The sequence below is a fragment of the Pseudomonas pohangensis genome (genome assembly GCF_900105995.1).
In the GTDB taxonomy this organism is placed as follows: domain Bacteria; phylum Pseudomonadota; class Gammaproteobacteria; order Pseudomonadales; family Pseudomonadaceae; genus Aquipseudomonas; species Aquipseudomonas pohangensis.
Genome location: NZ_LT629785.1, coordinates 376,755 through 399,310, shown reverse-complemented (window position 1 = coordinate 399,310; position 22,556 = coordinate 376,755). Strand labels below are relative to the sequence as shown.

Genomic DNA, 22,556 nt, shown 5'->3' with positions numbered 1-22,556 from the left:
GTCCGTCACCGCCGCTCCGGCGCGATGACAGACGCCCACTGCCCCTCAGCGGCCAAAAAAGCGGTAGAACCGCCGCAAGTCGGCCTGCGCCTTGCCCAGGGTCACCGGCGTGAAACGTACCCCATGGTGAGCCGGGCACTGGGCCAGCCGGCCGAGATCCAGCGGATGCACCCAGCCCAGCAACGGATAACCGCCCATGCTCTGCCGGTCGGCCAGCAGCACGATGGGCAGGCCATCCGGCGGTACCTGTACCGTGCCGTTACTGACGCCCTGCGACCACTCGCGTGCTGCCGGTAGCGCGGGCAGCTGCAACGGTTCGCCGAGCAATCGCGCGCCCATACGGTCGGACTGCGGGCTGACCCGCCAGGCACGCGCGAAAAAGGCATTGAGTTCATGTTCGCCAAAGTTCAGCGCATCCCCGCCGCTGATAAACCGCAGCTCGGGCTCCAGCTGGTAATCCGGCTGAAAGACTGCCGGCACGCTGTGCATCCGCCCTGGCAGTTGCCCGGCGCAGGACAGCAGATCGCCCGCCTGCAACGGGCTGCCGTCACCGCGCAAGCCACCGATGCCCTCGCGCTGCTGGGTAGCCACACTGCCCAGTTGTGCACTGGCGACAAAGCCGCCGCTCACCGCCAGATAGGCACGCTGACCACTGCGCGCATAGCCCAGCTGCAGGCGCTGCCCGGCACGTACGGCAAAGCACGACCAGTTCGGCTGCGGCAATTCATCGAGACTGATCGGCAGGTCTGCACCACACAGCGCCACCCGGGTATCGACATGACAGTGCAGACTCAGCCCGCCCAGTGCTACTTCCAGCAGGGGCGTGCCCCAGCGATTGCCCAGCAGGCGGTTGGCCCAGGCCGCAGCATGCATGTCCACCGGACCGCTTGGCGAGACGCCCAGGTGCTGTACATGCGGGCGCCCGGCATCCTGCAACAGCGTCAAAGGCCCCGGCTGCAGCACCTCGAAGCCGTTCATGGCTGGCCGCCCTCCGCCAGATAGGTGGCATGGTCAACCGGCACAAAGCGCACCCGGTCGCCGATGCCGAGCAGGCAGGGCAACTCTGCCTGCAGATCAAACAGTCGCCACGGACAGCGCCCGAGCAGATGCCAGCCACCCGGCGATGCTTGCGGGTAGACAGCCGTCTGCCGTTCGGCAATCGCCACACTGCCCTGCGGCACCAGGATCCGTGGAGTGCTGCGACGTGGTAACGCCAGTTGCGCATCCAGCTCACGCATATAGGCAAATCCCGGCGCAAAGCCGATCGCGCCGACCCGGTACTCCGCAACGCTATGCCGCTCGATCACCTCGTCGATACCCAGCCCGCAGGCCTGGGCTACAGCAGCCAGATCCTCGCCGGCGTACCACACCGGCAGCTCGAAACAGCTACCGGCCTGTTCGGCCAGCGGCTGATCCAGCCAGTTTTCGAGAACCGGCTCCAGACGTTCGAGCAGCCGGGCATGGTTGATTTTCAGCACATCGTAGTGCACCAGCAAAGTGGTCCAGGACGGCACCAGATCGATCACTGCCGGCCCCAGCACCTGCCGGATGCGCGCCGCCAGCCGGTTGATACGTTGCGGCAGATCGGCGTCCGGCTGCTCTGCCAATACCAGCAGCAGCGCCTCGGCACCGGCCGGCTCGAGACGGATCATGTGCAGTCCAGCAATGCCCGCAAGCGCCGCAACACGGCCAGTGCTTGCGGGTTGTCGCCATGTACGCAGAGGCTGTCAGCCGTCAATTGCAAGGCCTGGCCATTGCAATCGGCAAACGGCTCGCCGCGAGCGATGGCCAGCCCCTGGGCAATGGTCTGTTCCTCCCCGGCATGCACGGCAGACGCCTGGCTGCGTGGCAGCAGACGACCATCCGGCTGGTAGGCCCGATCGGCAAACGCTTCGAACAGCAACGGCACCCCTACGGCATCCGCCAGTTGCTGTGCGCGGGCATTGTCGACCTGTGCCAGCACCATCAACGGCAGACCCCGGCGAAAGCGCGCACAGGCACTCAGCGCCGCCGTCAGCAAGCGGTCATCGCCGAGCAGATCGTGGTACAGCGCACCGTGCGGTTTGACATAGGCCAGCTGACTACCGGCAGCCCGGCAGAAAGCATCCAGCGCCCCCAGCTGATACAGCAGCAGCGCTTCAACTTCTTCCGCCGAACAGCGCAGATGACGCCGGCCAAAGCCCTGCAAGTCGGGATAAGCCGGATGAGCGCCGATCTGCACGCCATGCTGCAGTGCCAGAGCCACAGTACGTTGCATGGTCAGCGGATCACCCGCATGAAAACCGCAGGCCAGATTGGCCTGATCGATCAGCGGCATGACCCGGCTATCGTCACCCATCTGCCAGGCACCGAAACTTTCGCCCATGTCGCAATTGAGAAGAATTGATCTGTTCATAGGTTCAGCTTAGAGCCTGCAGCCAGGAGTCGAAAGCCCTGCGAGCAGATATGCCCGACCGCGCCTTGCCGTGCCGCTGGCAAAAGGCCAGGCCCGGAAACGTCAAGGCCCCGCAGGTAGCGGGGCCTTGCTGGCAAGACGCGCCGGTTTACAGGTAGTAAGCCTTCAGCGGCGGAAAACCGTTGAACTCCACCGCACTGTAACTGGTGGTGTAGGCGCCGGTGGACAGCCAGTACAGACGATCGCCGCTGGACAGGTTCAGCGGCAGGCAGTACTTGTGATTCTCGTACATGATGTCCGCGCTGTCACAGGTCGGACCGGCAATCACCACTTCCTCCATCTCGCCTTTTTTCTCGGTCCAGATCGGAAACTTGATCGCCTCGCCCAGGGTTTCGATCAGCCCGCCAAACAGGCCGACATCGATGTACACCCAGCGTTCCACGGCAGTGCGCGACTTGCGCGAGATCAGTACCACTTCGCTGACCAGCATGCCGGCATTGGCAATCAGTGAACGACCCGGCTCAAGGATGATTTCCGGCAGCTCGTCACCGAAGTCTTCCTTGAGGAAACGGATGATTTCCTCGGCATAGGTTTCCAGGCTGTTGGTACGGGTGATGTAGTTGGCCGGAAAACCGCCGCCGAGGTTGATCATCTTCAGCTCGATGCCGTCTTCTTCCTTGAGCCGTTCGAAGATCACCTTGACCTTGGCGATGGCGGCATCCCACACGTCGATGTCGCGCTGTTGCGAGCCGACATGGAACGACAAGCCGTAAGGCACCAGTCCCAGCTGCTTGGCAAGGATCAGCAGATCCAGGGCCATGTCCAGGTTGCAGCCGAACTTGCGCGACAGCGGCCAGTCGGCGGAGGTCGAGCCTTCGGTGAGGATGCGCACATAGACTTTCGAGCCCGGTGCGGCCTTGGCGATATTGCGCAGATCCGCTTCGGAGTCGGTGGCAAACAGGCGTACGCCCTTTTCAAAGAAATAGCGCACATCGCGGGCTTTCTTGATGGTATTGCCGTAGCTGATGCGCTCCGGGCCAACGCCGCGGCCCATCACCTTGTCCAGCTCGTAGATCGAGGCGATATCGAAATTCGAGCCCTTGTCCTTGAGCAGGTCGATGATCTCCACCGCAGGGTTGGCCTTGACTGCGTAGTACACCTTGGCGAATGGAAAGCCCGCGTGCAGGTCGTCGTAAGCCTGGCTGATGATCTGCCGATCGATGACCACAAACGGGGTTTCTTTCTGATCGGCAAACGCCTTCATCTTATCGAAGGTGGCGCGCGGGTAATAATCTTCAACATTGATCGGCATGCGGTAACTCCTGTGGCAAATCAAACCTTTTGAAATCAAACAAAGGGTGCTTGGGGGAACTTCCCGGTGGAAAGTCGCGAACGCCTGATCTGTATCCCCACTTTGGTTCGCCTACTTCCCAAGATGTCGCCTCTATTTACCATCCCTTCTTTCAAAAGCGATGGCAACCTTTGGTCGTCAGTACTTGAGCCGCATGGATCGTTGCCAGCATGGACGTTCGGTCGCGAACTTTAGGACCATGCGCGATGCAGATCAATCAATAATTACCCGTAATTCATCACCACCGGTCGCCACCTGTGCTGCTTGTTTTGCATTCCAAACAAGTCGCTATGGAATGTTGCACAAGCCGCGCCGGGCAAGGCTTGCCGCCCAGCCCCGCGCCGGCCGTTTTTACCGGTATAATCGCCACCTTTTTGCCATTCCGACCACCGAGTCGACAGGTTCCGATTTATGACTACCCAGGCCGCCGAAGTCGCCAAACGCCGCACTTTTGCCATCATTTCCCACCCTGACGCCGGTAAGACCACAATTACCGAAAAGCTCCTGCTGATGGGCCAGGCAATTGCCGTGGCCGGCACGGTGAAGTCGCGCAAATCCGATCGCCATGCCACCTCCGACTGGATGGAGATGGAAAAGCAACGTGGTATTTCGATCACCACCTCGGTCATGCAGTTCCCCTACCGCGAGCAGATGATCAACCTGCTCGATACCCCTGGTCACGAAGACTTCTCGGAAGACACCTACCGCACCCTGACCGCGGTGGACAGCGCGCTGATGGTGCTCGATGGCGGTAAAGGCGTCGAGCCGCGCACCATTGCCCTGATGGACGTATGCCGCCTGCGCGATACGCCGATCGTCAGCTTCATCAACAAGCTCGACCGCGACATCCGCGACCCGATCGAACTGCTCGACGAAATTGAAGCGGTACTGAAGATCAAGGCCGCACCGATCACCTGGCCGATCGGCTGCTACCGCGACTTCAAGGGTGTTTACCACCTCAAGGACGACTACATCATCGTCTACACCCCGGGCCATGGCCACGAGCGCACCGAGGTGAAGATCATCCGGCAGCTGGACTCGGACGAAGCCCGCAAGCATCTGGGCGACGAGTACGAGCGCTTCATCGAGCAGCTGGAACTGGTGCAGGGCGCCTGCCATGAATTCGACCGCGACGAGTTCCTCAACGGCCAGCTGACCCCGGTGTTCTTCGGTACCGCGCTGGGCAACTTCGGTGTCGACCATGTACTGGACGCCATCGTCGACTGGGCACCCAAACCTCTGGCCCGCATCGCCAACGAACGCACGGTGGAGCCGGTCGAGGAAAAATTCAGCGGTTTCGTGTTCAAGATCCAGGCAAATATGGACCCCAAACATAGGGACAGGATTGCCTTTATGCGCATCTGCTCGGGCAAATACGAAAAAGGCATGAAAATGCGCCATGTGCGTCTGGGCAAGGACATCCGCATCGGCGATGCACTGACTTTTTTCTCCAGCGAGCGCGAGATGCTCGAGGAAGCCTGGGCTGGCGACATCATCGGCCTGCACAACCACGGCACCATCCAGATCGGCGATACATTCACCGAAGGCGAAACCCTGGGCTTCACCGGCATCCCGCACTTCGCCCCGGAACTGTTCCGCCGCGTGCGCCTGAAAGATCCGCTGAAATCCAAGCAGCTGCGCCAGGGCCTGCAACAGCTGGCCGAGGAAGGCGCGACCCAGGTGTTCTTCCCCGAACGCAGCAACGACATCATCCTCGGCGCAGTCGGTGTGCTGCAGTTCGACGTAGTCGCCAGCCGCCTGAAGGAGGAATACAAGGTCGAGTGCGCCTATGAGCCGATTACCGTATGGTCGGCGCGCTGGATTGACTGCAGTGACAAGAAGAAGCTGGAGGAATTCAGTAACAAGGCCGTGGAAAACCTCGCCCTCGACGGCGGCGGCCATCTCACCTACCTGGCACCCACCCGGGTCAACCTGGCGCTGATGGAAGAACGCTGGCCGGACGTGAAATTCCGCGCTACCCGCGAGCATCACTAAATTCTTGCACTACCCAGTAGGAGCCAGCTTGCTGGCGATGCACTTCGGCCACAGATCGCCAGCAAGCTGGCTCCTACAGGGAAGCAACTGGAATGGATTCCAGACTCCGCGCCCATCAAGGTCATGCCCTGCGCCGCGGGCGCGTCTCGGAAACTGGCAGGGCTTATCTACTGACTGCCGTCACGCATAATCGCCAGCCGATTTTCGCCGACTGGCAACTCGCACGCCTTCTGATCAAAGAAATGCGCAGCCTGCACGATGCCAAACTTGTCGAATCATTTGCCTGGGTAGTAATGCCAGACCACCTACACTGGCTGATAGCGCTCGGCCCTTTGACACTAGCCAAGCTAATGCAGCAGATCAAATCACGCAGCGCAATAGCCATCAACAAGGCCTGCCCCGACCATTATGCTCGGCTCTGGCAGAAGGGCTTCCACGACCACGCACTGCGCAGTGAAGAGGATCTACAAGAGACTGCCCGTTACATCGTGGCCAACCCACTGCGTGCCGGACTGATCCAGCATATCGGCGACTATCCTTTGTGGGATGCCATATGGCTGTAGGAGCCCGGAGGCCTTAGTCCTTGCTGGCGATTTGGCAACACGCAGATTCGATCGCCAGCAAGCTGGCTCCTACATAAGGAACTGCGCGTATGATTGGCCCATGCACCTGATCGACACCCATACCCATCTGGACTTCCCCGACTTCGACGCCGACCGCGGGCAAGTACTGCTGCGCAGTCGCGCACTCGGGGTACGGCAGATGGTCGTGCTCGGCGTGTACCAGTCCAACTGGCAGCGTGTGTGGGACCTGGTACAGGCCGAGAATGATTTGTATGCGGCCTTCGGGCTGCACCCGGTGTATCTGCAACAACACCAGCCCGGGCATCTGATCGAGCTGCGCAGCTGGCTCGAGCGCCTTGCCGGCCAGCCGAAGCTCTGTGCAGTCGGCGAATTCGGTCTCGACTACTTTCTGCCGGAGCTACCGGCAGAGCAGCAGCAAGCACTCTTCGAAGCCCAGCTCGGACTGGCCGCAGAGTTCGAATTGCCGGCGCTGCTGCATGTGCGCCGCGCCCACGCCGTCACCATCGCCACACTGAAACGCTACAAACTCAAACGTGGCGGCATCGTGCATGCCTTCGCCGGCAGCATCGAAGAAGCGCGCGAATACCTGAAGCTGGGTTTCAAACTGGGGCTGGGCGGTGCAGCGACCTGGCCGCAAGCCCGACGCCTGCGCAAGGTAGTTGCGCAGTTGCCGCTGGAAGCCATCGTGCTGGAAACCGACAGCCCGGACATGGCCCCGGCCATGCATCCACAGCAACGCAACAGCCCGGAATACCTGGCCGAAATCTGTGCCGCACTGGCCGAACTGCAGGGCATCAGCAGCGCGCAACTGGCCGAGGCCAGCTCGTGCAATGCCCGGCAGTTATTCGGCTGGGCACAATCCGCACCATGAATGCCGCAAGGAGCCACATGCGCACGACGCCACAACTGGGCATCGATCTGGGCGGCAGCAAGATCGAAATCATCGCCCTGGACAACGGCAGCGAGTTACTGCGCCGACGCATAGCCACGCCGCAAGGCGACTACCCCGGGACTCTGGCGGCCATTGCCGGGCTGGTCGAAGCTGCCGAGCAGCAGCTGGGCGTGCACGGCACGCTTGGCGTCGGGATTCCCGGCAGCCGCTCGCCGGATCACGGGCGGATCAAGAATGCCAACTCGGTCTGCCTGATCGGCCAGGACTTGCAGGGTGATCTGCAACACATGCTGCAGCGGCCGGTGCAGCTGGCCAATGACGCCGACTGCTTCAGCCTTTCGGAAGCCAGCGACGGAGCCGGAGCAGGCATGCCAAGCGTGTTCGGGGTGATTCTCGGCACCGGTGTTGGGGGCGGTCTGGTCGTCAACGGCCAACTGCTGCAAGGGCCGAATGCCATCTGTGGTGAATGGGGGCACAATCCGCTGCCCTGGCGCAGTGAGCAGGACGGCGAGGCGGTTACCTGCTACTGCGGTTTGCAGGACTGCATCGAAACCTTCCTTTCCGGTCCCGGCTGGGCCAGACGCAGCGGTCTGGGTCTGGATGCCGCAGGGCTGGCTAGCGCGGCACAACAGGGCAACCCGAAGGCGGAACTGGCGCTGGCGACCTACTGCGAACAACTGGCGCGCAGTCTGGCAACGGTCATCAACCTGCTTGACCCCCATGTGATCGTACTTGGTGGCGGGCTTTCCAACATGCGCGAGCTATACCACCGTGTCCCTGCACTGCTGTTGCGCCATGTGTTTTCCGATCAGCTCAACACCCGACTGCTGCCGGCACGCCATGGCGATTCCAGCGGCGTCCGCGGTGCCGCCTGGCTGGGCGCCAGACAGCCGGTCAGCTAAGCCAGAGCAGCGTGCCCAGCGCCAGGGTGCCGTACCAGAGCACCGCAGAGCGAATCAGCAGTTGCCAGATCGAATCAAGGCTGGCTACGCCCGACTCCCCGTCAGCCAGACCAGCGCCAGCCAGGCCGTTGTCGAGCAGCAATCTGCGGGCCGGAATTTCCCGGTTGAGCAATTCATGCAGCAAGGTCTGCGTAACCGCCACGAAGTTGCCCGCCAGTCCGAAACTCAACGCCAGAGCACGCACCGGCAACCAGTCCATAACATGCCGCAAACGAACGGCCAGCTCACGCAATGACTCCTGACTGGTATGGGCTTCGGTCAGCGCGAGCAAACGGTATGCAAGTGCCGGTAGTGGTCCCAGTACGGCATACCAGAAAATCACCGCAAAGAAGCCCTGATAACCCTCCCACAACAGATGCCCCTGGACCTTGCGCAACAAGTCCGCATCGCTTTCGCCATCTATCGCCAGATCGCGTGAAGCCACCAGATAAGCCGCTTCAAGATCACCGCGCCGCCAGGCATCGCGAAATGGTCCCAGTGCCGCCAGCACATCGCCGCGCCCCAGACAGAACATCATCACCAGCAGATGCACCGGCAGCGCCAGCCAGCCGTACAGCACTGGTTGAATCACCAGCAGAAGCAGCCCCAGCAACGCTACCGGCAGCAGCACCAGTAACGACAGCGCCAGCTCCGGCGCACTTGCAAGGCGTGAACTGGAGTCACAACCGGCCAACCACTGCAGCCATGGCCCGTCCTGCTGGACTTGCCGGCGAACGGCCGAAAATTTCTCGATCAGCAGTGCCAGCAAAAGCACCAAAAAACTCATTCGCCTTTCTCCTCAATCAAGCCTGCAGAGCTGCGAACAGTCGTTCCCAGTCAAACGCCGGGCCCGGATCGGTCTTGCGCCCGGGCGCTATATCACTATGCCCGCAGATCCGCTCCCGGCGCAGCTGCGGGTAGTGCAGCTGCAACTCCCTGACCAGCGCGACCAGTGCAGCATACTGTAGATCACTGTAAGGCTGATCATCCGTTCCCTCGAGTTCGATACCCAGGGAAAAATCATTGCAACCTTCGCGCCCGGCAAAACACGACACCCCGGCGTGCCAGGCCCGGTCGAGACAGGATACGAACTGCACCAGCGTACCGTTGCGTTCGATCAGAAAGTGCGCCGAGACCTGCAAGCCGGCGATTTCCGAGAAGTACGGATGCTCAAGGGAGTCCAGTCGATTACAGAAGAACTCCTGCACCTTGCCCGTACCGAACTGCCCTGGCGGCAGGCTGATGTTATGAATCACCAGCAGGGAAATCTCACCCAGCGGGCGACTATTGAAGTTCGGCGAGGGGCAGCGATTGATACCACTGCACCAGCCCGTCTGTGGATCCAGCTGCATATGCACTCCTTGAACAGGCAACCACTCTAGAGCAGAGCAACCGGCGGGCCAAGCCACACAAAGCACAAGGCCCGGGAATACTCCGGGCCTTGTGCCAAGCAGACTGCCTGATCAACTTTTCCTGAGCCGGCGCAGATTGCCGATGACCGACTCCAGCGCGCGGTCAAACAGCAAGGCATCATCCAGCATGCGCACTGCACCACGGCGAAACTCGACGGCCAGACCCATGCGGCTTTTCTCCAGCACTTTCATGCCGGTGCGGTTCACAAAGATGTATTTGCCGGTCTGCTTGAGAATGGCTGCCAGTTTACAGCGCAGCTTCTGATCCCCGCTTTCCTGCAATTCCACCCAGCTGCCGACATGCAGGTTATCCACTTTGTGCAGCGACTCATCATCGTTACCCAGCATTTCTTCCGGCTCGGCGCAACGCACTTCGCCCGGCGCCAGCAACACGATCTCCTCGACAACCTCAACCATCACCGGCGGCTCGGCTGGCTCTGCCGGGGCATCCGCCAGCGAGGATTCATCCAGCGCACCCCCGGCGCTCACGCTATCCGCAACATCCGGCAATTCCACCGCTCCAGCGCTGGCAGCGCCTGCTGCGGACATTTCGCGTTTGATGCGCTGAAACGCCTGAACATGCAGGGCTTCCAGCTGGGCAAAATATTCTCCGGTGGCAAAGGGGTCCAATGCGGCGCCAGCCATCCCTTCGCGGATGTTCTTAAGCAGATTCGGCACCAGTTGCAGCAGGCGCAAGCGGGCTTCCGGCTCACCGGTGTGCGGTTCAACACTCCAGATCAGGTCATCCATCGTCGCCAGCGCGCCATGCCACTGCTGTGAAGCAACGCCGTGCTTGAGATGGTTGAGCAGCAGTACCTTGCTCCAGGCATCCTGCAACAGGTTAACCACAACCTGCGGCAGGGTCTTGCCCACCAGCCGCGCGTTCAGTTCCTGCTCCACCTCCAGACGCGCCAGTTCTGCCTTGGCGCGGCCCTCTTCGGCATCCCGGGTGCGCTGCTCAAGCCGTTCGGATCGCTTGCGCTCGTCGCCGGTGAAGGCAATGAAGTCGGCCAGCAAATCGGAGAAAATCGCCGGATCATCAACAAACTCGGTCAACAGACGCGTCACAACCTGTTCGATTTTCACGTACAGGCTATCGCGCTTGGCATCATCCTGATCCGCCCAACCGAGCGAGGCTGAGGCAATTTCATTCAGCAGACGCCGTGCCGGGTGACTGCCACGGCCGAAAAACGTCTTGTCCAGCACGGCGACCTTGAGCATCGGAATCTGCATGCGGCTGATCAGTGCTTTCAGCGAATCCGGCAGATTGCGGTCGTCGAGAATGAACTCGAACAGCATGGAAACCAGATTGATCACGTCCTCATCAACCTGACCCACCACGCGCGCCCGGCCACTCTTGGCACTGGCACGTGTCAACAGCTGGTCCAGATTGTCACGCACATCTGTCTCGGCAGCTGCCTGAGGCGCACTCTTCTGCAAGTGCGAAAGCAGGCGCATCAGATCATTGCTGGAAATGGGTAGTGCATCGGCCGGCTGCGCACGCTGCGGAAAAGCGCTGCCGCGCACTTCCGAGAGCAGATTCTGCAGGGTACTGAAAGCCTGCTGCACGGCATTCTCATTCACCTCTTCGGTAAATGGTTCATCCTGCACTTTGGCAGGTGTATGGCTGCGGGGCGTACTACTGCGCGGCGGGGCCGATTTAAGATCCGGCAACACACCGGCGGCACCGAGCATTTGATTTGCCTGCGCGTACAGGTCGTCCAACTGGCTGAGTACGTATTTCTCAAACAGCTTGAAGATGATCAGCTTGACGCGGATTTCCACGCCCAGACTGCTGCACGCGGATAAAAAGCTCTCGCACAGCACTGCTGGCCCGAGCGGATTGCTGCGCTCATCCAGCTTTTTGCTGATCAGCGCATTCAGCCGGATGGTCAGGTGCCCGAGCGCCAGGCTGCTCTGGCTCATGACCTTCGCCACCATGGCATCCACTGCCACACTTTCTTCCAGGGCATCGGTATTCATCAATGACAGGTTGGCGAACGAAATACTCTCCAGCACCGGCGCCTTGCCGATTTCGACCTGGTTGAGGGCAGTAAATATCCCGCCGACAAGCTCCAGAAAACCGCTCTCGATGCTTTTACGCTTCAGCCGCAAATCACGCATGGCCTCGAAAAAGGCATTCTGCTCGCCATTGCTGGAAGCCCGGTCGGCCATCTGGAACAGCGAATCATCGGCATTATCGAACAAGGCCTGCATCGACTGCTTCAGCTGCAGGACGGCTTTGTCACGTACAGGAATAAGCGCCACGGGCAATCTGCCCCCCACTGAAGGACCTGATTGATCGGGGGCGACACTATTGAGTTGCACCACCTTCGCGTCAGTCTGCATTGCAGTCTCCCGCAAACCCCGGCCAGCGACAGCGGCCGAAATCAGCAAAGCATTCGAAGAAGAATCAAGGCATGCCGTAAAAATGGCGCCAAAAAACCAATAACCTCATTATAGATAGCCACCCCCCACCACCAAGCCCCAACTGGCACTTCCATGCACTGCATCACAGAATGAACAGAAATACGCAGCAACCCGCACTGGCAAACCACACCCGTTCGGCCGTACAGATTGTGTCACGGGCCGTATAATTGCCCCACCGAACCTCTGGAGCAGAGCATGCCCAACCTCACCCTTGCCGCACTGACCCGCGAGATCCAGCTGAACGTAGAGCATGCCCTGCGCGAAGACATCGGTAGCGGCGACATCACCGCGCAACTGATTCCGCCAGAACACATGGCCAGAGCCACGGTTATTACCCGCGAGGATGCCGTGATTTGCGGGACGGCCTGGGTCGACGAAGTGTTTCGCCAGCTAGAGCCCGACACCCGCGTGTTCTGGCAGGTACGCGATGGCGAACAGGTCAACCCGGATCAGGTTCTATTCCAGCTTGAAGGCCCTGCTCGGGCCTTGCTCAGCGGCGAGCGCAGCGCCCTGAACTTCCTGCAAACCCTATCTGCCGTGGCCACCCACTGCCGGCAGTACGCCGATCTGGTCAGCGACACCCGGGTGAAACTGCTCGACACACGCAAAACCCTCCCCGGTCTGCGCCTGGCGCAGAAGTACGCGGTCACCTGCGGCGGCTGCCACAATCATCGCATCGGGCTCTACGATGCCTTTCTGATCAAGGAAAACCATATCGCTGCCTGCGGCGGTATCGCTCAGGCCGTCCGCAACGCGCACGCCATCGCCCCGGGCAAGCCGGTCGAAGTGGAAGTGGAAAACCTGGAAGAAATGCGTCAGGCGCTGGAGGCCGGCGCCGACATCATCATGCTCGATGAACTCAGCCTGGAAGACATGCGCACAGCCGTTGCGCACTGCGCCGGCCGCGCCAAACTGGAAGCCTCCGGCGGCATCAACCGCAACACCCTGCGCAGCATTGCCGAAACCGGAGTGGACTACATCTCTCTGGGCACCCTGACCAAGGACATCAAGGCAATTGATCTGTCGATGCGGCTGGCGATGTAAGCCGACACCAGTTATGCATCCACTCTGGCCTGCAGAAATTTCGCTTATTTGCAGGGCGAGTAGGCTCTTTGCCCAAAACTTGCCCCATAGGCAGCATTAAACACAAAATTGAAACGATCGGTCTAAAAAATTTGAAAAAGAGCAATTTCCGAAGACAGCAAACTTAAGCCTAGCCTCCCCCGACTACCAACTCTCTGACAATGGCCAGATGGCGCGAATCATGCATCCCATAGGAAAACAGCAATAAAAACAACCTAAACCAAGGACGCAGACCATGAAGAAACAACAAGGATTCACCTTGATTGAACTCATGATCGTGATAGCCATCATAGGAATTTTGGCCGCCATAGCCATCCCCCAATATCAGTCTTACACGTTACGCGCAGCCGAACGAGCCTGCCTTTCCGAGATAACAGGCTACATATCAGAAGCAGCCCTTGAGGGGACAAATCAGAACGATCCTACGATTTCAATACCCACCAGCGGATTCGCCTGCTTAACCATCTCAAGGGCAGGTGGAGTTACCGGCACCTTAATCGGCCAACCTAGACCTCCCGGGGTAAGCACACAATCTGTTCGATACTAAAAATTCAAACACGCTATCGGATACGCCACTCATCAATTAACCATTTTATATCCCAGGAAGGAACCTTTTCACTTGCACTATTAACATCATTAATAAATTCTTTCCTGTATAATGGGTCGTTTACAGACAACTTGCGAACCAAACTGGTTGCTAGTCCGCGATCACCGCTTGCCGCTAGGGAAATTATATATCTCGATACTATAGAAGAGTAGGGAATAAAATTATAATATTTTCTAGACAATTCAAGATCTTTAGCCAGACTCTCCTTGGAATAAGTTGGAGATTCAAGGTATTGTTGATACCCATAATGCTCCAAAATCGGATCCCTAATCATCGTATTCGCATAAGAAAAGTCAACAGGTTCGTTTGGCCATAAATAACTCATAGAAGCCTTAAAAACATATGTATAAAGAGACACATAATGAATAAATATAAAAAATGAAATAGGAATTAAAATAATTCCGTAGAGATTTTTTATTTTAATACTGCGCCAATTACACCCAGCAAAAACCACCCATATAAACAGCACAAAAAAATGCAAAGACCAGAAAGGAAACTCAAAAAAACTGTATACCAACAAAGTAGCCAGCGAACCCAAATATAAGCCCCTACCTTCATTAATGAATTTATAGATGATCTTCAAAACCAAGAACGCTGAACATAGCAGAAAAATCGCACCGACCAAGCCGAACTCAATAATTAGCTGCAAGTATGAATTGTGCGAATGAAGCCAAATACCGTTTATCGGTATGTTTCCCAATTCAAAATTCATGAAATAACTATGCGCAGGATACCCACCAGCACCAACACCTAGAGGCCATGCCGACTTCATGATTTTCCACGCTACAGGCCACTCAACCCAACGAAGGCTTTCAGCGCCACGCGAAAATAGATCGGCATTAATACCACCCCACGGCATAAGACCGGCCCGCACACAGATCTCAGTCAGATCTATATTCAAACTCAAGAACAAAGGCCTGAGCAGACAATATAAGACACCCATTACACCAACCAAGATCAGCGTATCTTTATAACCTTTCATTAAAAACAATATAAAAATCCAGGAGAAAAACGCCAAATACACTACGCGAGTACCAGACAGAGCGATACCATAAAACATCGGCAACAACACCAACATCAAGGCTGGATAACTAAAGCAATTCAATCGTCTAAGCCAAACACTTCCAATACACCCTAAAAAACATAAAACGGCAAAAAAATTACTCTGCCCCTGAAGCCCGTTCATACGCCCCGACGCAGGCTCCGGCAACAAATAAGAGAACCAACCAACCAGACCGTAAAATCTAACTATTCCAAAAACAGCAGACAGCAAACCAAGAATGACTAACGCAATTGCAAGCGAACGCTCGGACCATGCATCTTGTAATGAGAACCGAGCAGCATGCTGCATCACAGCAAACCCTACTAACCAGCAGGCGAAATACTGATTAATTGGCCCCATAAAAGGTACTGACTGCGTAAAAAAGCCAACCAGAAGCATCACCCCAAATAAAAGCCAAACCCAAAGCCCTGAACCAATAAAAAACTCCCCCCGTAACATCACTAGCAAACCGAACAAAAAAATCACCCAAGCCGCCAGCACATAGTTCTCTAAAAAACCTGGATACCCACCCCCGTGAAATGGCTGCAAAAAAGCCAATATCAATACGATCATAAAAAGCCACCAGAAAGCTCTCTCCGGCAAGCGCAAACTTTCAGTTTGTGACAATTTTTGACACTCCACGACTTCCGTCATACCCACACTCCACCAGAAAATGCCAGGATCACCACGCACCATTCACTTGGCACGCTTTATGCTTTAGTTAGATTACTGCTTGGCACTAAGCAGCTTTAATTTCTCAGGAGACGCACATGAAAGCACAAAAGGGCTTCACCCTTATCGAACTGATGATCGTTATTGCCATCATCGGTATTTTGGCCGCTATCGCCATTCCTCAATACCAAAGCTACACCGTTCGCTCGGCAGAAAAAGCCTGCTTGGCTGAAGTAACCAGCCGCAAAACCGAAGCCGCTCTGCAAGCAATAGGCGAAGGCTCAGGCCTTGACGTAACAACCAACACGTCTGCCTGCACAAGCATCACCAAAACTGGTGGCACATCTGCCCAGATCACCGGCTCTCTGGCTGGCGTACCGAAATCCCCAGGCAGCACAACTCAGACTGTTCAGTTCTAAGCTTCATAGCCTTGGCGCCGCAATCTGTCGCCAAAAGCAAGCAAAGGCCCCGCAATGCGGGGCCTTTGCTTTTATACCCCGATACCCAGTAAGTTGTGCTTTCATATGTTAACCCCCACCATCAAGTCCGACACATGAATGACATTGCCCTATCCGGCCTAGCCAAACAGATCGTCCTCATCGGCCTTCTGGATGAAAAAAGCGCACAACAAGCTAATGCTCAGGCGCAGCGCAACAAACTGTCACTGGTCACCTATCTGGTCCAGAACAAGCTGGCTAAAAGCCGTGCCCTGGCAGAACTGGCCGCCGAGCAATTCGGCATGCCGCTGGTGGATCTGGGCAGCATCGACAAGGAAGGCCAGCCCCGGGATCTGGTCAGCGAAAAACTCATTCGCCAGCACCGTTCCCTGCCGTTGTTCCGGCGCGGCAACAAGCTGTATGTGGCTATTTCCGACCCGTCGAACCATCAGGCCATCACCGATGTGCAGTTCAGCACCGGACTGAGCACCGAGGCCATTCTGGTCGAGGATGACAAGCTGGGCGATGCAATCGAAAAATTCTTCGACGCAGCCACCAGCGGCATGGACGACCTTAACGACGTCGATCTTGATGTGGATATCGAGGCTGTCGAAGAGGACAAGAAAGACAGCATCACCGGCAATGAGGCCGACGACGCCCCTGTCGTGCGCTTTGTCAACAAGATGCTTCTCGATGCGATCAAAATGGGTTCCTCGGACCTGCATTTCGAGCCCTACGAAAAAGCCTATCGGGTGCGCTTTCGAACCGATGGCATCCTGCAGGAAATAGCCAAACCACCGATCCAGCTTGCTCCACGCATTTCCGCCCGCCTCAAGGTCATGGCCAGTCTGGACATATCCGAGCGCCGCAAGCCGCAGGATGGACGGATCAAGATGCGCATATCGAAGAATAAATCGATCGATTTTCGCGTCAGCACCTGCCCCACATTGTGGGGCGAAAAAATTGTAATGCGGATTCTTGACCCATCCAGCGCCCAGATGGGTATTGATGCACTCGGTTATGAGCCGGATCAGAAAGAGCTCTACATGACCGCCCTGCAGCAACCGCAGGGCATGATTCTGGTAACCGGCCCCACCGGCTCGGGCAAGACCGTATCCCTCTACACCGGCCTCAACATCCTCAATACAGTAGACGTCAATATTTCCACAGCTGAAGATCCGGTTGAGATCAATCTGGAAGGCATCAATCAGGTCAACGTCAACCCCAAACAGGGCATGGATTTTACCGCTGCCCTGAAAGCCTTTCTGCGCCAGGATCCGGACATCATCATGGTCGGCGAGATTCGCGACCTGGATACCGCTTCGATTGCGGTGAAAGCAGCTCAGACCGGACACATGGTCATGTCTACCCTGCACACCAACAGCGCCGCCGAGACACTGACGCGCATGCGCAATATGGGTGTCCCGTCTTTCAACATAGCTACTTCAGTCAATCTGATCATCGCTCAACGATTAGCCAGAAAACTGTGTAGCCACTGCAAGAAGCCGGTCGAAGTGCCAACACCAACACTTCTTGAAGAAGGTTTCCCCGAAGAAAAAATCGGCTCCTTCCAGATTTACGGCGCCGTCGGGTGTGAAAATTGCAATAACGGTTACAAGGGCCGTGTCGGAATCTATGAAGTGGTTAAAAACACGCCGGCCTTGCAACGCATTATCATGGAGGAAGGAAACTCCATTGATATCTCGGTGCAGATGCGAAAAGACGGCTTTAATGACCTGCGAACATCAGCACTGTTAAAAGCCATGCAAGGAGTAACCAGCCTTGAGGAAGTCAACCGCGTGACCAAGGATTAACCCATGGCCGTAAAAGCTGCAGAAATGAGCATCTTCAAGTGGGAAGGTACCGACAAGAAAGGCGCCAAAATCAAAGGCGAACTTGGCGGACTCAACCCTGCCCTGGTCAAAGCGCAACTGCGCAAGCAGGGCGTCAACCCGACCAAAGTCACCAAAAAAGGCAAAAACCTCTTTAGCGCCGGCAAAAAAATCAAGCCGATGGACATTGCTCTGTTTACCCGGCAAATGGCCACCATGATGAAGGCAGGCGTACCCTTGTTGCAGTCGTTCGACATCATCGGCGAGGGGCTTGAAAATCCCAATATGCGCGACCTGGTCAACGCGGTGAAACAGGAAGTCGCTGCAGGTAACAGCTTCGCCACCGCCTTGCGCAAAAAGCCTGAATACTTCGATGACCTTTATTGCAACCTGGTCGATGCTGGCGAACAGGCCGGCGCACTGGAAAACCTTCTGGATCGCGTGGCAACCTACAAGGAAAAAACCGAAGCACTGAAGTCGAAAATCAAGAAGGCAATGAACTACCCGATCGCTGTTGTGGTTGTCGCGGTAATAGTGACGGCGATTCTGCTGATCAAGGTTGTACCCTCGTTTGCTGAAGTTTTTAAAAGCTTTGGTGCCGAACTCCCGGCATTTACCCAGTTTGTTGTGGGTCTTTCCGAAGGACTGCAGGAATGGTGGTTTGCCTTCCTGTTTGGCATTGCCGGTGGGGTATACGCTTTCAGTGAAGGGAAAAAGCGCTCCAAGAAGTTTCGCGAATGGATAGAACGCACTTCCCTCAAGCTGCCTGTTGTCGGGGATATTCTCTACAAATCGGCAGTAGCGCGATATGCCCGCACGTTGTCTACCACTTTTGCCGCTGGCGTGCCTCTGGTTGAAGCACTGGATTCGGTCGCGGGCGCCGCAGGCAACGTGGTGTTCAAAAATGCCGTGAACCAGATCAAACAGGACGTTTCCAGTGGTACCCAACTGAATTTCTCCATGCGAACCACCGGAGTATTCCCATCAATGGCCATTCAAATGACGGCCATCGGCGAGGAGTCCGGTGCGCTGGATGTAATGCTGGACAAGGTTGCCACGTACTATGAAGCAGAGGTCGATAACGCTGTTGATGGCCTGACCGCACTTATGGAGCCGATCATCATGGCCGTACTCGGTGTTCTGGTGGGCGGCCTGATCATCGCCATGTACCTACCAATCTTCCAGCTCGGCAATGTGGTCGGCGGATAAATAATGGCACTGATCGACTTCCTGGCCGGCAACTTGCCGGCCTTTGTTTTCGTGGTTTTTTTGCTGGGCCTGCTCATTGGCAGCTTCCTAAATGTGGTGGTTTATCGCCTGCCGAAGATAATGCAGCGCGAATGGCAAGTGCAGGCTCGTGAATTGCTAGAACTCCCGGCTACAGAGTCCGGCGCCACTTTCAACCTGATCCTGCCCAACTCGCAATGTCCGCATTGCGGGCATGAAATCAAGGCGTGGGAGAACATTCCCCTGATCAGCTGGCTGGCCCTGCGCGGCAAGTGCTCTGCCTGCAAGGCGCCCATCAGCAAGCGCTACCCGCTGGTAGAGCTGGCCTGCGGGCTGTTATCCGCATTCATCGCCTGGCACTTTGGCTTCAGCTGGCAAACCGGCGGCATGCTGCTGCTTAGCTGGGGCTTGCTAGCCATGAGCCTGATTGATGCAGACCATCAGTTATTGCCCGACGATCTGGTTCTGCCACTACTCTGGCTCGGATTGATCTTCAACAGTTTCGGCTTGTTCACTTCGCTTCCCGAGGCGCTCTGGGGCGCAGTGGCTGGCTATATGAGCCTGTGGTCGGTTTACTGGCTGTTCAAGCTGGTGACCGGCAAGGAAGGTATGGGCTATGGTGATTTCAAGCTACTGGCCATGCTCGGCGCCTGGGGCGGCTGGCAGGTACTGCCGCTGACCATTCTGTTGTCTTCGCTGGTCGGTGCTGTACTGGGGGTTATCATGCTGCGTATGCGCAATGCCGAAACCAGCACCCCGTTGCCTTTCGGCCCTTATCTGGCAATTGCCGGATGGATTGCCTTGATCTGGGGCGAACAAATTACCGCCAGCTACATGCAGATGAGCGGTTTAAACTAATCCGGCCCAGCGCCAAGCAGCTATCTGCGACGGCCTACTGATAGTGTGAATACGCGATGAAACCCTGGATTCTCGGGCTGACTGGCGGCATTGGCAGCGGCAAAAGCGCGGCTGCCAAGTGTTTCAGTGAGCTTGGAGTACACACCGTCGATGCCGACCACGCGGCGCGCTGGGTCGTTGAACCGGGACGGCCTGCCCTGCTCAGGATTGCCGAGCATTTCGGCAACCACATACTGCAAAGTGACGGCCAGTTGAACCGTGCCGCATTACGCGAGGAAATCTTTCACCATCCGGAGCAGCGTCGCTGGCTGGAAGCCTTGCTGCACCCATTGATCGGCGAGGAAATCATCCAGCATCTGGCGCTGGCAGAATCTCCCTATGCGATTCTGGTTTCGCCGTTGCTGATCGAGTCTGGCCAGCATCAGCTGACCCAAAGGATTCTGGTGGTGGACACGCCGGAGCACCTGCAGGTGCAGCGGACCATCGCCAGGGATCAGGTCAGCGAACAACAGGTTCAGGCGATTCTCCAGGCACAAGCACAACGTGAGCACCGGCTTACCAAGGCACATGATGTTCTGCTCAACGACAGGGATCTGGGCTGGCTGGAAAGCGAAGTCCGGCGCCTGCACGATTTCTACAGCAACTTGCGCGGAGACCAGTCATGAGTAAAACCACAAGCGTTACCTGCCCGACCTGCGGTGTTCCGGTCGAATGGGGGCCACAAAGCCCGAGCCGGCCCTTCTGCTCGGAGCGCTGCAAGCTGATTGATCTGGGCGCCTGGGCAGCCGAAGATCATGCCATTCCAGGCGATCTCACGGACGACGAGCTGTTCTCAACCGACCTGCCACCACAAAGGCATTAAGTATCGCGGCTAAGGCCGCATGAAGCTGTAGTCACGCTCGTCATCCAGATTATCGGCAAGAAACAGCAACTCTTGTCGCAAGTCTTCGCCGCTGCGCAGTTGACCGCTGCGCTCCACCAGCACGCCGAGCAGGGCCCTGAGCGCAAGCAGCTCGTCAAAACCCGCCTGACGGGCCTCATACAGCTGCTGCGCCAGGGACTGGCGCGCCCATCCGTGTATGCTCATTTGCGACTCCCGGGAAAGTTGACCCGGTCATCTTCGGCTATGCAGGTCAACGTCTTTTGATACAGATCAAGCCGGAAGCCGACATTCAGCAGGCAAATCCGGCTTTATTTCGCTGACCAGTTCCCGTCTTTCCAGGGGGCCTGCAAGTAGCGACTGCGGTTGAAGGTTTCCAGCCAGTCAGGGCAAAACACCACCAGTGCAGTAATGACCGTGCCATTGATGAACGCCTCAGGAAACATGACCAGCCACAGATAGCCTGCCGAGTCCCCCAACCCAGAAGCAGGCAACTCGTAGACCCCGCCCCACCAGAGCAGCAACCAGCCCAGCGCGCAACAGCCAAGCGCAGCCAGAGCCGCAGGAAAAAAGCCGCTGCAAAAGATATACACAAACAGATTGCGCGGCTGAAAGCGCTCTACCCACAGCGCACAGAACTCAGTAACCAGAACCGGCAACAGCACCAGTAGCAAGCCGTTGACGCCCATTGCCGCAAGTTGCTGCCGGCCAAGCAACAGCAGGCCGATTTGCGCAAGTAGCCCTGAAACAATCGCCAGCGGCCAGTCGAGCAGCAGTACCACTGCAGTCATGCCAATGAAATGAAAGGACACCCCGGAGGGAAAATCCCGGCGCAACAGCCAGAGCAGGAAAAGCCCCAGCACCGTACCGAACAACAGATGCTGGCGGCGGCTATCACTGAACAACTCCAGCCAGGGCGCCCGCCACAGCGCATAACACAGCACCAGCAGATAGCCCGCCCAGCCAAGCATCAGACTGGCTGGCGCAAGCAACTCCGGCGCTATCATTGACCCGCCTGCTGCAGCGCCTTTTCCAGCGCCAGTGGATCAGCAAACTCGCGCTCCGAGACTACCTTGCCCTGCTTCATCTCGACCCAGAGCAGCTTGTCAGCATCACCGGAATACCTGGTCACTACCCGCGGTTCCCGATCAAGCAGCACCCGGTAGTTGTAATCGCGCATGGCCGGTATGGCAAAAAGCGTAGAGATCAACGCCGGCATGCGGCTCACATCCGCGACAAACACCGCTTCGCGCACCTCGAGATAATCCGCGGGCTTTCCCTGCAACGCCTGATCCAGCAACTTTGCCGCGTCCATGCTGCGCGCCACCAGCAAAATCCGCAGCTGGTCATTGCGCGTATAGGGCTGATCAAACTGATCCAGTAACGTCCATGGAGCCTGAACCGGCGCCGGCTCCTGCCCGAACAGTGACCCGGACAACATCAGCAGGAAAACCGCAGCCGGCAGTCTGCTCACAGGCGAACTCCTCTTTGACAATGTTCACAGGAAATTATCTTTCCACATTACCAGATGTCACTACCCGTCAGAATTCCGGCCCGACCGCAGAAACATCCTCGCGACGTGAAGCAGACTCGACAGCTTTCATTCTGCGCGAGCATGGCGGTATGACTGTCAGGATGCTACAAGGAGAAACTATTCGTCCGGGCGGAAGCCCGGCCATTGCCACAGAATGATCCAGCCAACGCGAATCATCTATCCAGCACGGGAGCAGTCATGACCAGCCGCCTGACACCTGAAGACCAGAGCAAAGTGGACAGCTACCTCGCCGCTCCGCAGCATCAGGTCGAGCGCCAACCGTTCCGGCCCTGGCGGTTGCTGCTGATCGTGTTGCTGGTCGTCATCGGGCTGGGAGTGCTGAGTCGCCTGCTCAGCCGGCTGGTCAGCTAAACCGCCTGATCC

At 57.4% G+C, this 22,556-nt stretch carries 23 protein-coding genes and 1 pseudogene; 13 read left to right on the top strand and 11 right to left on the bottom strand.

Features of this window, described 5'->3' with window-relative positions; translation table 11 throughout:
• Positions 1–45: 45 nt before the first annotated feature.
• From BLT89_RS01930 to BLT89_RS01915, 4 genes are all read right to left on the bottom strand, one after another.
• Complete coding sequence (locus BLT89_RS01930) at positions 46–978, bottom strand: 5-oxoprolinase subunit C family protein (protein WP_090192831.1); 933 nt, start codon at positions 976–978, stop codon at positions 46–48.
• Positions 975–1,652: a 5-oxoprolinase subunit PxpB gene (gene pxpB, locus BLT89_RS01925; protein WP_090192830.1), complete on the bottom strand. Its 678-nt coding sequence runs from the start codon at positions 1,650–1,652 to the stop codon at positions 975–977. Before pxpB ends, BLT89_RS01930 begins: the two co-directional genes overlap by 4 nt.
• Positions 1,649–2,395, bottom strand: coding sequence for a 5-oxoprolinase subunit PxpA (locus BLT89_RS01920; RefSeq protein ID WP_090192829.1), 747 nt, complete (start codon positions 2,393–2,395; stop codon positions 1,649–1,651). The genes pxpB and BLT89_RS01920 overlap by 4 nt, the downstream gene beginning before the upstream one ends.
• 148 nt (positions 2,396–2,543) lie before the next feature.
• Positions 2,544–3,707 carry a type III PLP-dependent enzyme gene (locus BLT89_RS01915; RefSeq protein WP_090192828.1) on the bottom strand — a complete coding sequence of 388 codons (1,164 nt, stop codon included), beginning with the start codon at positions 3,705–3,707 and terminating at the stop codon, positions 2,544–2,546.
• Between the two features lie 450 nt (positions 3,708–4,157).
• Here BLT89_RS01915 and BLT89_RS01910 point away from each other — a divergent pair, with 450 nt between their 5' ends.
• The 4 genes from BLT89_RS01910 (at position 4,158) to BLT89_RS01895 (ending at position 8,119) form a co-directional block, all read left to right on the top strand.
• On the top strand, positions 4,158–5,741 hold the full coding sequence (locus BLT89_RS01910) for a peptide chain release factor 3 (protein ID WP_090192827.1): 1,584 nt from the start codon (positions 4,158–4,160) through the stop codon (positions 5,739–5,741).
• Positions 5,742–5,833: 92 nt separating this feature from the next.
• A complete protein-coding gene (locus tag BLT89_RS01905) occupies positions 5,834–6,304 on the top strand; it encodes an REP-associated tyrosine transposase (RefSeq protein WP_090192826.1) in 471 nt (156 codons plus the stop codon).
• Between the two features lie 100 nt (positions 6,305–6,404).
• A complete protein-coding gene (locus BLT89_RS01900) occupies positions 6,405–7,196 on the top strand; it encodes a TatD family hydrolase (protein ID WP_090192825.1) in 792 nt (263 codons plus the stop codon).
• A 17-nt stretch (positions 7,197–7,213) separates the two neighbouring features.
• Positions 7,214–8,119 (top strand): ROK family protein, encoded by a 906-nt coding sequence (locus tag BLT89_RS01895; RefSeq protein ID WP_090192824.1) that lies wholly within the window; start codon positions 7,214–7,216, stop codon positions 8,117–8,119.
• Here the strand turns inward: BLT89_RS01895 and ampE are convergent.
• The 3 genes from ampE to BLT89_RS01880 all read right to left on the bottom strand — a co-directional run bounded on the left by ampE (position 8,112) and on the right by BLT89_RS01880 (position 11,919).
• Positions 8,112–8,945: a regulatory signaling modulator protein AmpE gene (gene ampE, locus BLT89_RS01890; protein ID WP_090192823.1), complete on the bottom strand. Its 834-nt coding sequence runs from the start codon at positions 8,943–8,945 to the stop codon at positions 8,112–8,114. The two genes, BLT89_RS01895 and ampE, sit on opposite strands and share 8 nt — an antisense overlap.
• Before the next feature lie 16 nt (positions 8,946–8,961).
• Positions 8,962–9,510: a 1,6-anhydro-N-acetylmuramyl-L-alanine amidase AmpD gene (gene ampD / locus BLT89_RS01885; protein ID WP_090192822.1), complete on the bottom strand. Its 549-nt coding sequence runs from the start codon at positions 9,508–9,510 to the stop codon at positions 8,962–8,964.
• Between the two features lie 111 nt (positions 9,511–9,621).
• Positions 9,622–11,919, bottom strand: coding sequence for a DUF1631 domain-containing protein (locus tag BLT89_RS01880; RefSeq protein WP_090192821.1), 2,298 nt, complete (start codon positions 11,917–11,919; stop codon positions 9,622–9,624).
• A 276-nt stretch (positions 11,920–12,195) separates the two neighbouring features.
• On the opposite strand from BLT89_RS01880, the gene nadC reads away from it, so the two are divergent.
• Positions 12,196–13,044: a carboxylating nicotinate-nucleotide diphosphorylase gene (nadC, locus tag BLT89_RS01875; protein WP_090192820.1), complete on the top strand. Its 849-nt coding sequence runs from the start codon at positions 12,196–12,198 to the stop codon at positions 13,042–13,044.
• A 274-nt stretch (positions 13,045–13,318) separates the two neighbouring features.
• Positions 13,319–13,630: a prepilin-type N-terminal cleavage/methylation domain-containing protein gene (locus BLT89_RS18050; protein WP_090192819.1), complete on the top strand. Its 312-nt coding sequence runs from the start codon at positions 13,319–13,321 to the stop codon at positions 13,628–13,630.
• Positions 13,631–13,643: 13 nt separating this feature from the next.
• Here the strand turns inward: BLT89_RS18050 and BLT89_RS01865 are convergent, their stop codons facing one another.
• Positions 13,644–15,386, bottom strand: a complete 1,743-nt coding sequence (locus BLT89_RS01865; RefSeq protein WP_172829109.1) for a PglL family O-oligosaccharyltransferase — start codon at positions 15,384–15,386, stop codon at positions 13,644–13,646.
• A 116-nt stretch (positions 15,387–15,502) separates the two neighbouring features.
• Between BLT89_RS01865 and BLT89_RS17875 the strand changes: the two are divergent.
• The 6 genes and pseudogenes from BLT89_RS17875 to yacG all read left to right on the top strand — a co-directional run.
• Positions 15,503–15,614 (top strand): annotated as a pseudogene (locus BLT89_RS17875) (prepilin-type N-terminal cleavage/methylation domain-containing protein); the annotation flags it as partial.
• Between the two features lie 343 nt (positions 15,615–15,957).
• Entirely contained in the window at positions 15,958–17,655 is a 1,698-nt protein-coding gene (pilB, locus tag BLT89_RS01855) for a type IV-A pilus assembly ATPase PilB (RefSeq protein ID WP_090192816.1), read from the top strand.
• 3 nt (positions 17,656–17,658) lie between these two features.
• On the top strand, positions 17,659–18,882 hold the full coding sequence (locus BLT89_RS01850; protein WP_090192815.1) for a type II secretion system F family protein: 1,224 nt from the start codon (positions 17,659–17,661) through the stop codon (positions 18,880–18,882).
• A 3-nt stretch (positions 18,883–18,885) separates the two neighbouring features.
• Positions 18,886–19,758 (top strand): prepilin peptidase, encoded by an 873-nt coding sequence (locus BLT89_RS01845; RefSeq protein ID WP_090192814.1) that lies wholly within the window; start codon positions 18,886–18,888, stop codon positions 19,756–19,758.
• A 56-nt stretch (positions 19,759–19,814) separates the two neighbouring features.
• The gene (gene coaE, locus BLT89_RS01840; RefSeq protein ID WP_090192813.1) at positions 19,815–20,423 is read left to right on the top strand and encodes a dephospho-CoA kinase; all 609 of its coding nucleotides are present in this window, start codon (positions 19,815–19,817) and stop codon (positions 20,421–20,423) included.
• Positions 20,420–20,620, top strand: coding sequence for a DNA gyrase inhibitor YacG (gene yacG / locus BLT89_RS01835; RefSeq protein WP_090192812.1), 201 nt, complete (start codon positions 20,420–20,422; stop codon positions 20,618–20,620). The genes coaE and yacG overlap by 4 nt, the downstream gene beginning before the upstream one ends.
• A 9-nt stretch (positions 20,621–20,629) precedes the next feature.
• Here yacG and BLT89_RS01830 read toward each other — a convergent pair whose 3' ends face one another.
• The 3 genes from BLT89_RS01830 to BLT89_RS01820 all read right to left on the bottom strand — a co-directional run bounded on the left by BLT89_RS01830 (position 20,630) and on the right by BLT89_RS01820 (position 22,079).
• Complete coding sequence (locus BLT89_RS01830) at positions 20,630–20,845, bottom strand: hypothetical protein (protein WP_090192811.1); 216 nt, start codon at positions 20,843–20,845, stop codon at positions 20,630–20,632.
• A 104-nt stretch (positions 20,846–20,949) separates the two neighbouring features.
• Positions 20,950–21,645 (bottom strand): energy-coupling factor ABC transporter permease, encoded by a 696-nt coding sequence (locus BLT89_RS01825; RefSeq protein WP_090192810.1) that lies wholly within the window; start codon positions 21,643–21,645, stop codon positions 20,950–20,952.
• Positions 21,642–22,079, bottom strand: coding sequence for an FAD/FMN-containing dehydrogenase (locus tag BLT89_RS01820; protein WP_090198595.1), 438 nt, complete (start codon positions 22,077–22,079; stop codon positions 21,642–21,644). The genes BLT89_RS01825 and BLT89_RS01820 overlap by 4 nt, the downstream gene beginning before the upstream one ends.
• Positions 22,080–22,370: 291 nt before the next feature.
• Here BLT89_RS01820 and BLT89_RS01815 point away from each other — a divergent pair, with 291 nt between their 5' ends.
• The gene (locus BLT89_RS01815; protein WP_090192809.1) at positions 22,371–22,544 is read left to right on the top strand and encodes a DUF3094 family protein; all 174 of its coding nucleotides are present in this window, start codon (positions 22,371–22,373) and stop codon (positions 22,542–22,544) included.
• The last annotated feature ends 12 nt before the right edge of the window (positions 22,545–22,556 follow it).

Excerpts from the sequence above, each read along its gene's own strand:
- BLT89_RS01930 (WP_090192831.1), bottom strand. The coding sequence starts at position 978 with ATGAACGGCTTCGAGGTGCTGCAGCCGGGGCCTTTGACGCTGTTGCAG.
- pxpB (WP_090192830.1), bottom strand. The coding sequence starts at position 1,652 with ATGATCCGTCTCGAGCCGGCCGGTGCCGAGGCGCTGCTGCTGGTATTG.
- BLT89_RS01920 (WP_090192829.1), bottom strand. The coding sequence starts at position 2,395 with ATGAACAGATCAATTCTTCTCAATTGCGACATGGGCGAAAGTTTCGGT.
- BLT89_RS01915 (WP_090192828.1), bottom strand. The coding sequence starts at position 3,707 with ATGCCGATCAATGTTGAAGATTATTACCCGCGCGCCACCTTCGATAAG.
- BLT89_RS01910 (WP_090192827.1), top strand. The coding sequence starts at position 4,158 with ATGACTACCCAGGCCGCCGAAGTCGCCAAACGCCGCACTTTTGCCATC.
- BLT89_RS01905 (WP_090192826.1), top strand. The coding sequence starts at position 5,834 with ATGGATTCCAGACTCCGCGCCCATCAAGGTCATGCCCTGCGCCGCGGG.
- BLT89_RS01900 (WP_090192825.1), top strand. The coding sequence starts at position 6,405 with ATGCACCTGATCGACACCCATACCCATCTGGACTTCCCCGACTTCGAC.
- BLT89_RS01895 (WP_090192824.1), top strand. The coding sequence starts at position 7,214 with ATGCGCACGACGCCACAACTGGGCATCGATCTGGGCGGCAGCAAGATC.
- ampE (WP_090192823.1), bottom strand. The coding sequence starts at position 8,945 with ATGAGTTTTTTGGTGCTTTTGCTGGCACTGCTGATCGAGAAATTTTCG.
- ampD (WP_090192822.1), bottom strand. The coding sequence starts at position 9,510 with ATGCAGCTGGATCCACAGACGGGCTGGTGCAGTGGTATCAATCGCTGC.
- BLT89_RS01880 (WP_090192821.1), bottom strand. The coding sequence starts at position 11,919 with ATGCAGACTGACGCGAAGGTGGTGCAACTCAATAGTGTCGCCCCCGAT.
- nadC (WP_090192820.1), top strand. The coding sequence starts at position 12,196 with ATGCCCAACCTCACCCTTGCCGCACTGACCCGCGAGATCCAGCTGAAC.
- BLT89_RS18050 (WP_090192819.1), top strand. The coding sequence starts at position 13,319 with ATGAAGAAACAACAAGGATTCACCTTGATTGAACTCATGATCGTGATA.
- BLT89_RS01865 (WP_172829109.1), bottom strand. The coding sequence starts at position 15,386 with ATGACGGAAGTCGTGGAGTGTCAAAAATTGTCACAAACTGAAAGTTTG.
- pilB (WP_090192816.1), top strand. The coding sequence starts at position 15,958 with ATGAATGACATTGCCCTATCCGGCCTAGCCAAACAGATCGTCCTCATC.
- BLT89_RS01850 (WP_090192815.1), top strand. The coding sequence starts at position 17,659 with ATGGCCGTAAAAGCTGCAGAAATGAGCATCTTCAAGTGGGAAGGTACC.
- BLT89_RS01845 (WP_090192814.1), top strand. The coding sequence starts at position 18,886 with ATGGCACTGATCGACTTCCTGGCCGGCAACTTGCCGGCCTTTGTTTTC.
- coaE (WP_090192813.1), top strand. The coding sequence starts at position 19,815 with ATGAAACCCTGGATTCTCGGGCTGACTGGCGGCATTGGCAGCGGCAAA.
- yacG (WP_090192812.1), top strand. The coding sequence starts at position 20,420 with ATGAGTAAAACCACAAGCGTTACCTGCCCGACCTGCGGTGTTCCGGTC.
- BLT89_RS01830 (WP_090192811.1), bottom strand. The coding sequence starts at position 20,845 with ATGAGCATACACGGATGGGCGCGCCAGTCCCTGGCGCAGCAGCTGTAT.
- BLT89_RS01825 (WP_090192810.1), bottom strand. The coding sequence starts at position 21,645 with ATGATAGCGCCGGAGTTGCTTGCGCCAGCCAGTCTGATGCTTGGCTGG.
- BLT89_RS01820 (WP_090198595.1), bottom strand. The coding sequence starts at position 22,079 with ATGTTGTCCGGGTCACTGTTCGGGCAGGAGCCGGCGCCGGTTCAGGCT.
- BLT89_RS01815 (WP_090192809.1), top strand. The coding sequence starts at position 22,371 with ATGACCAGCCGCCTGACACCTGAAGACCAGAGCAAAGTGGACAGCTAC.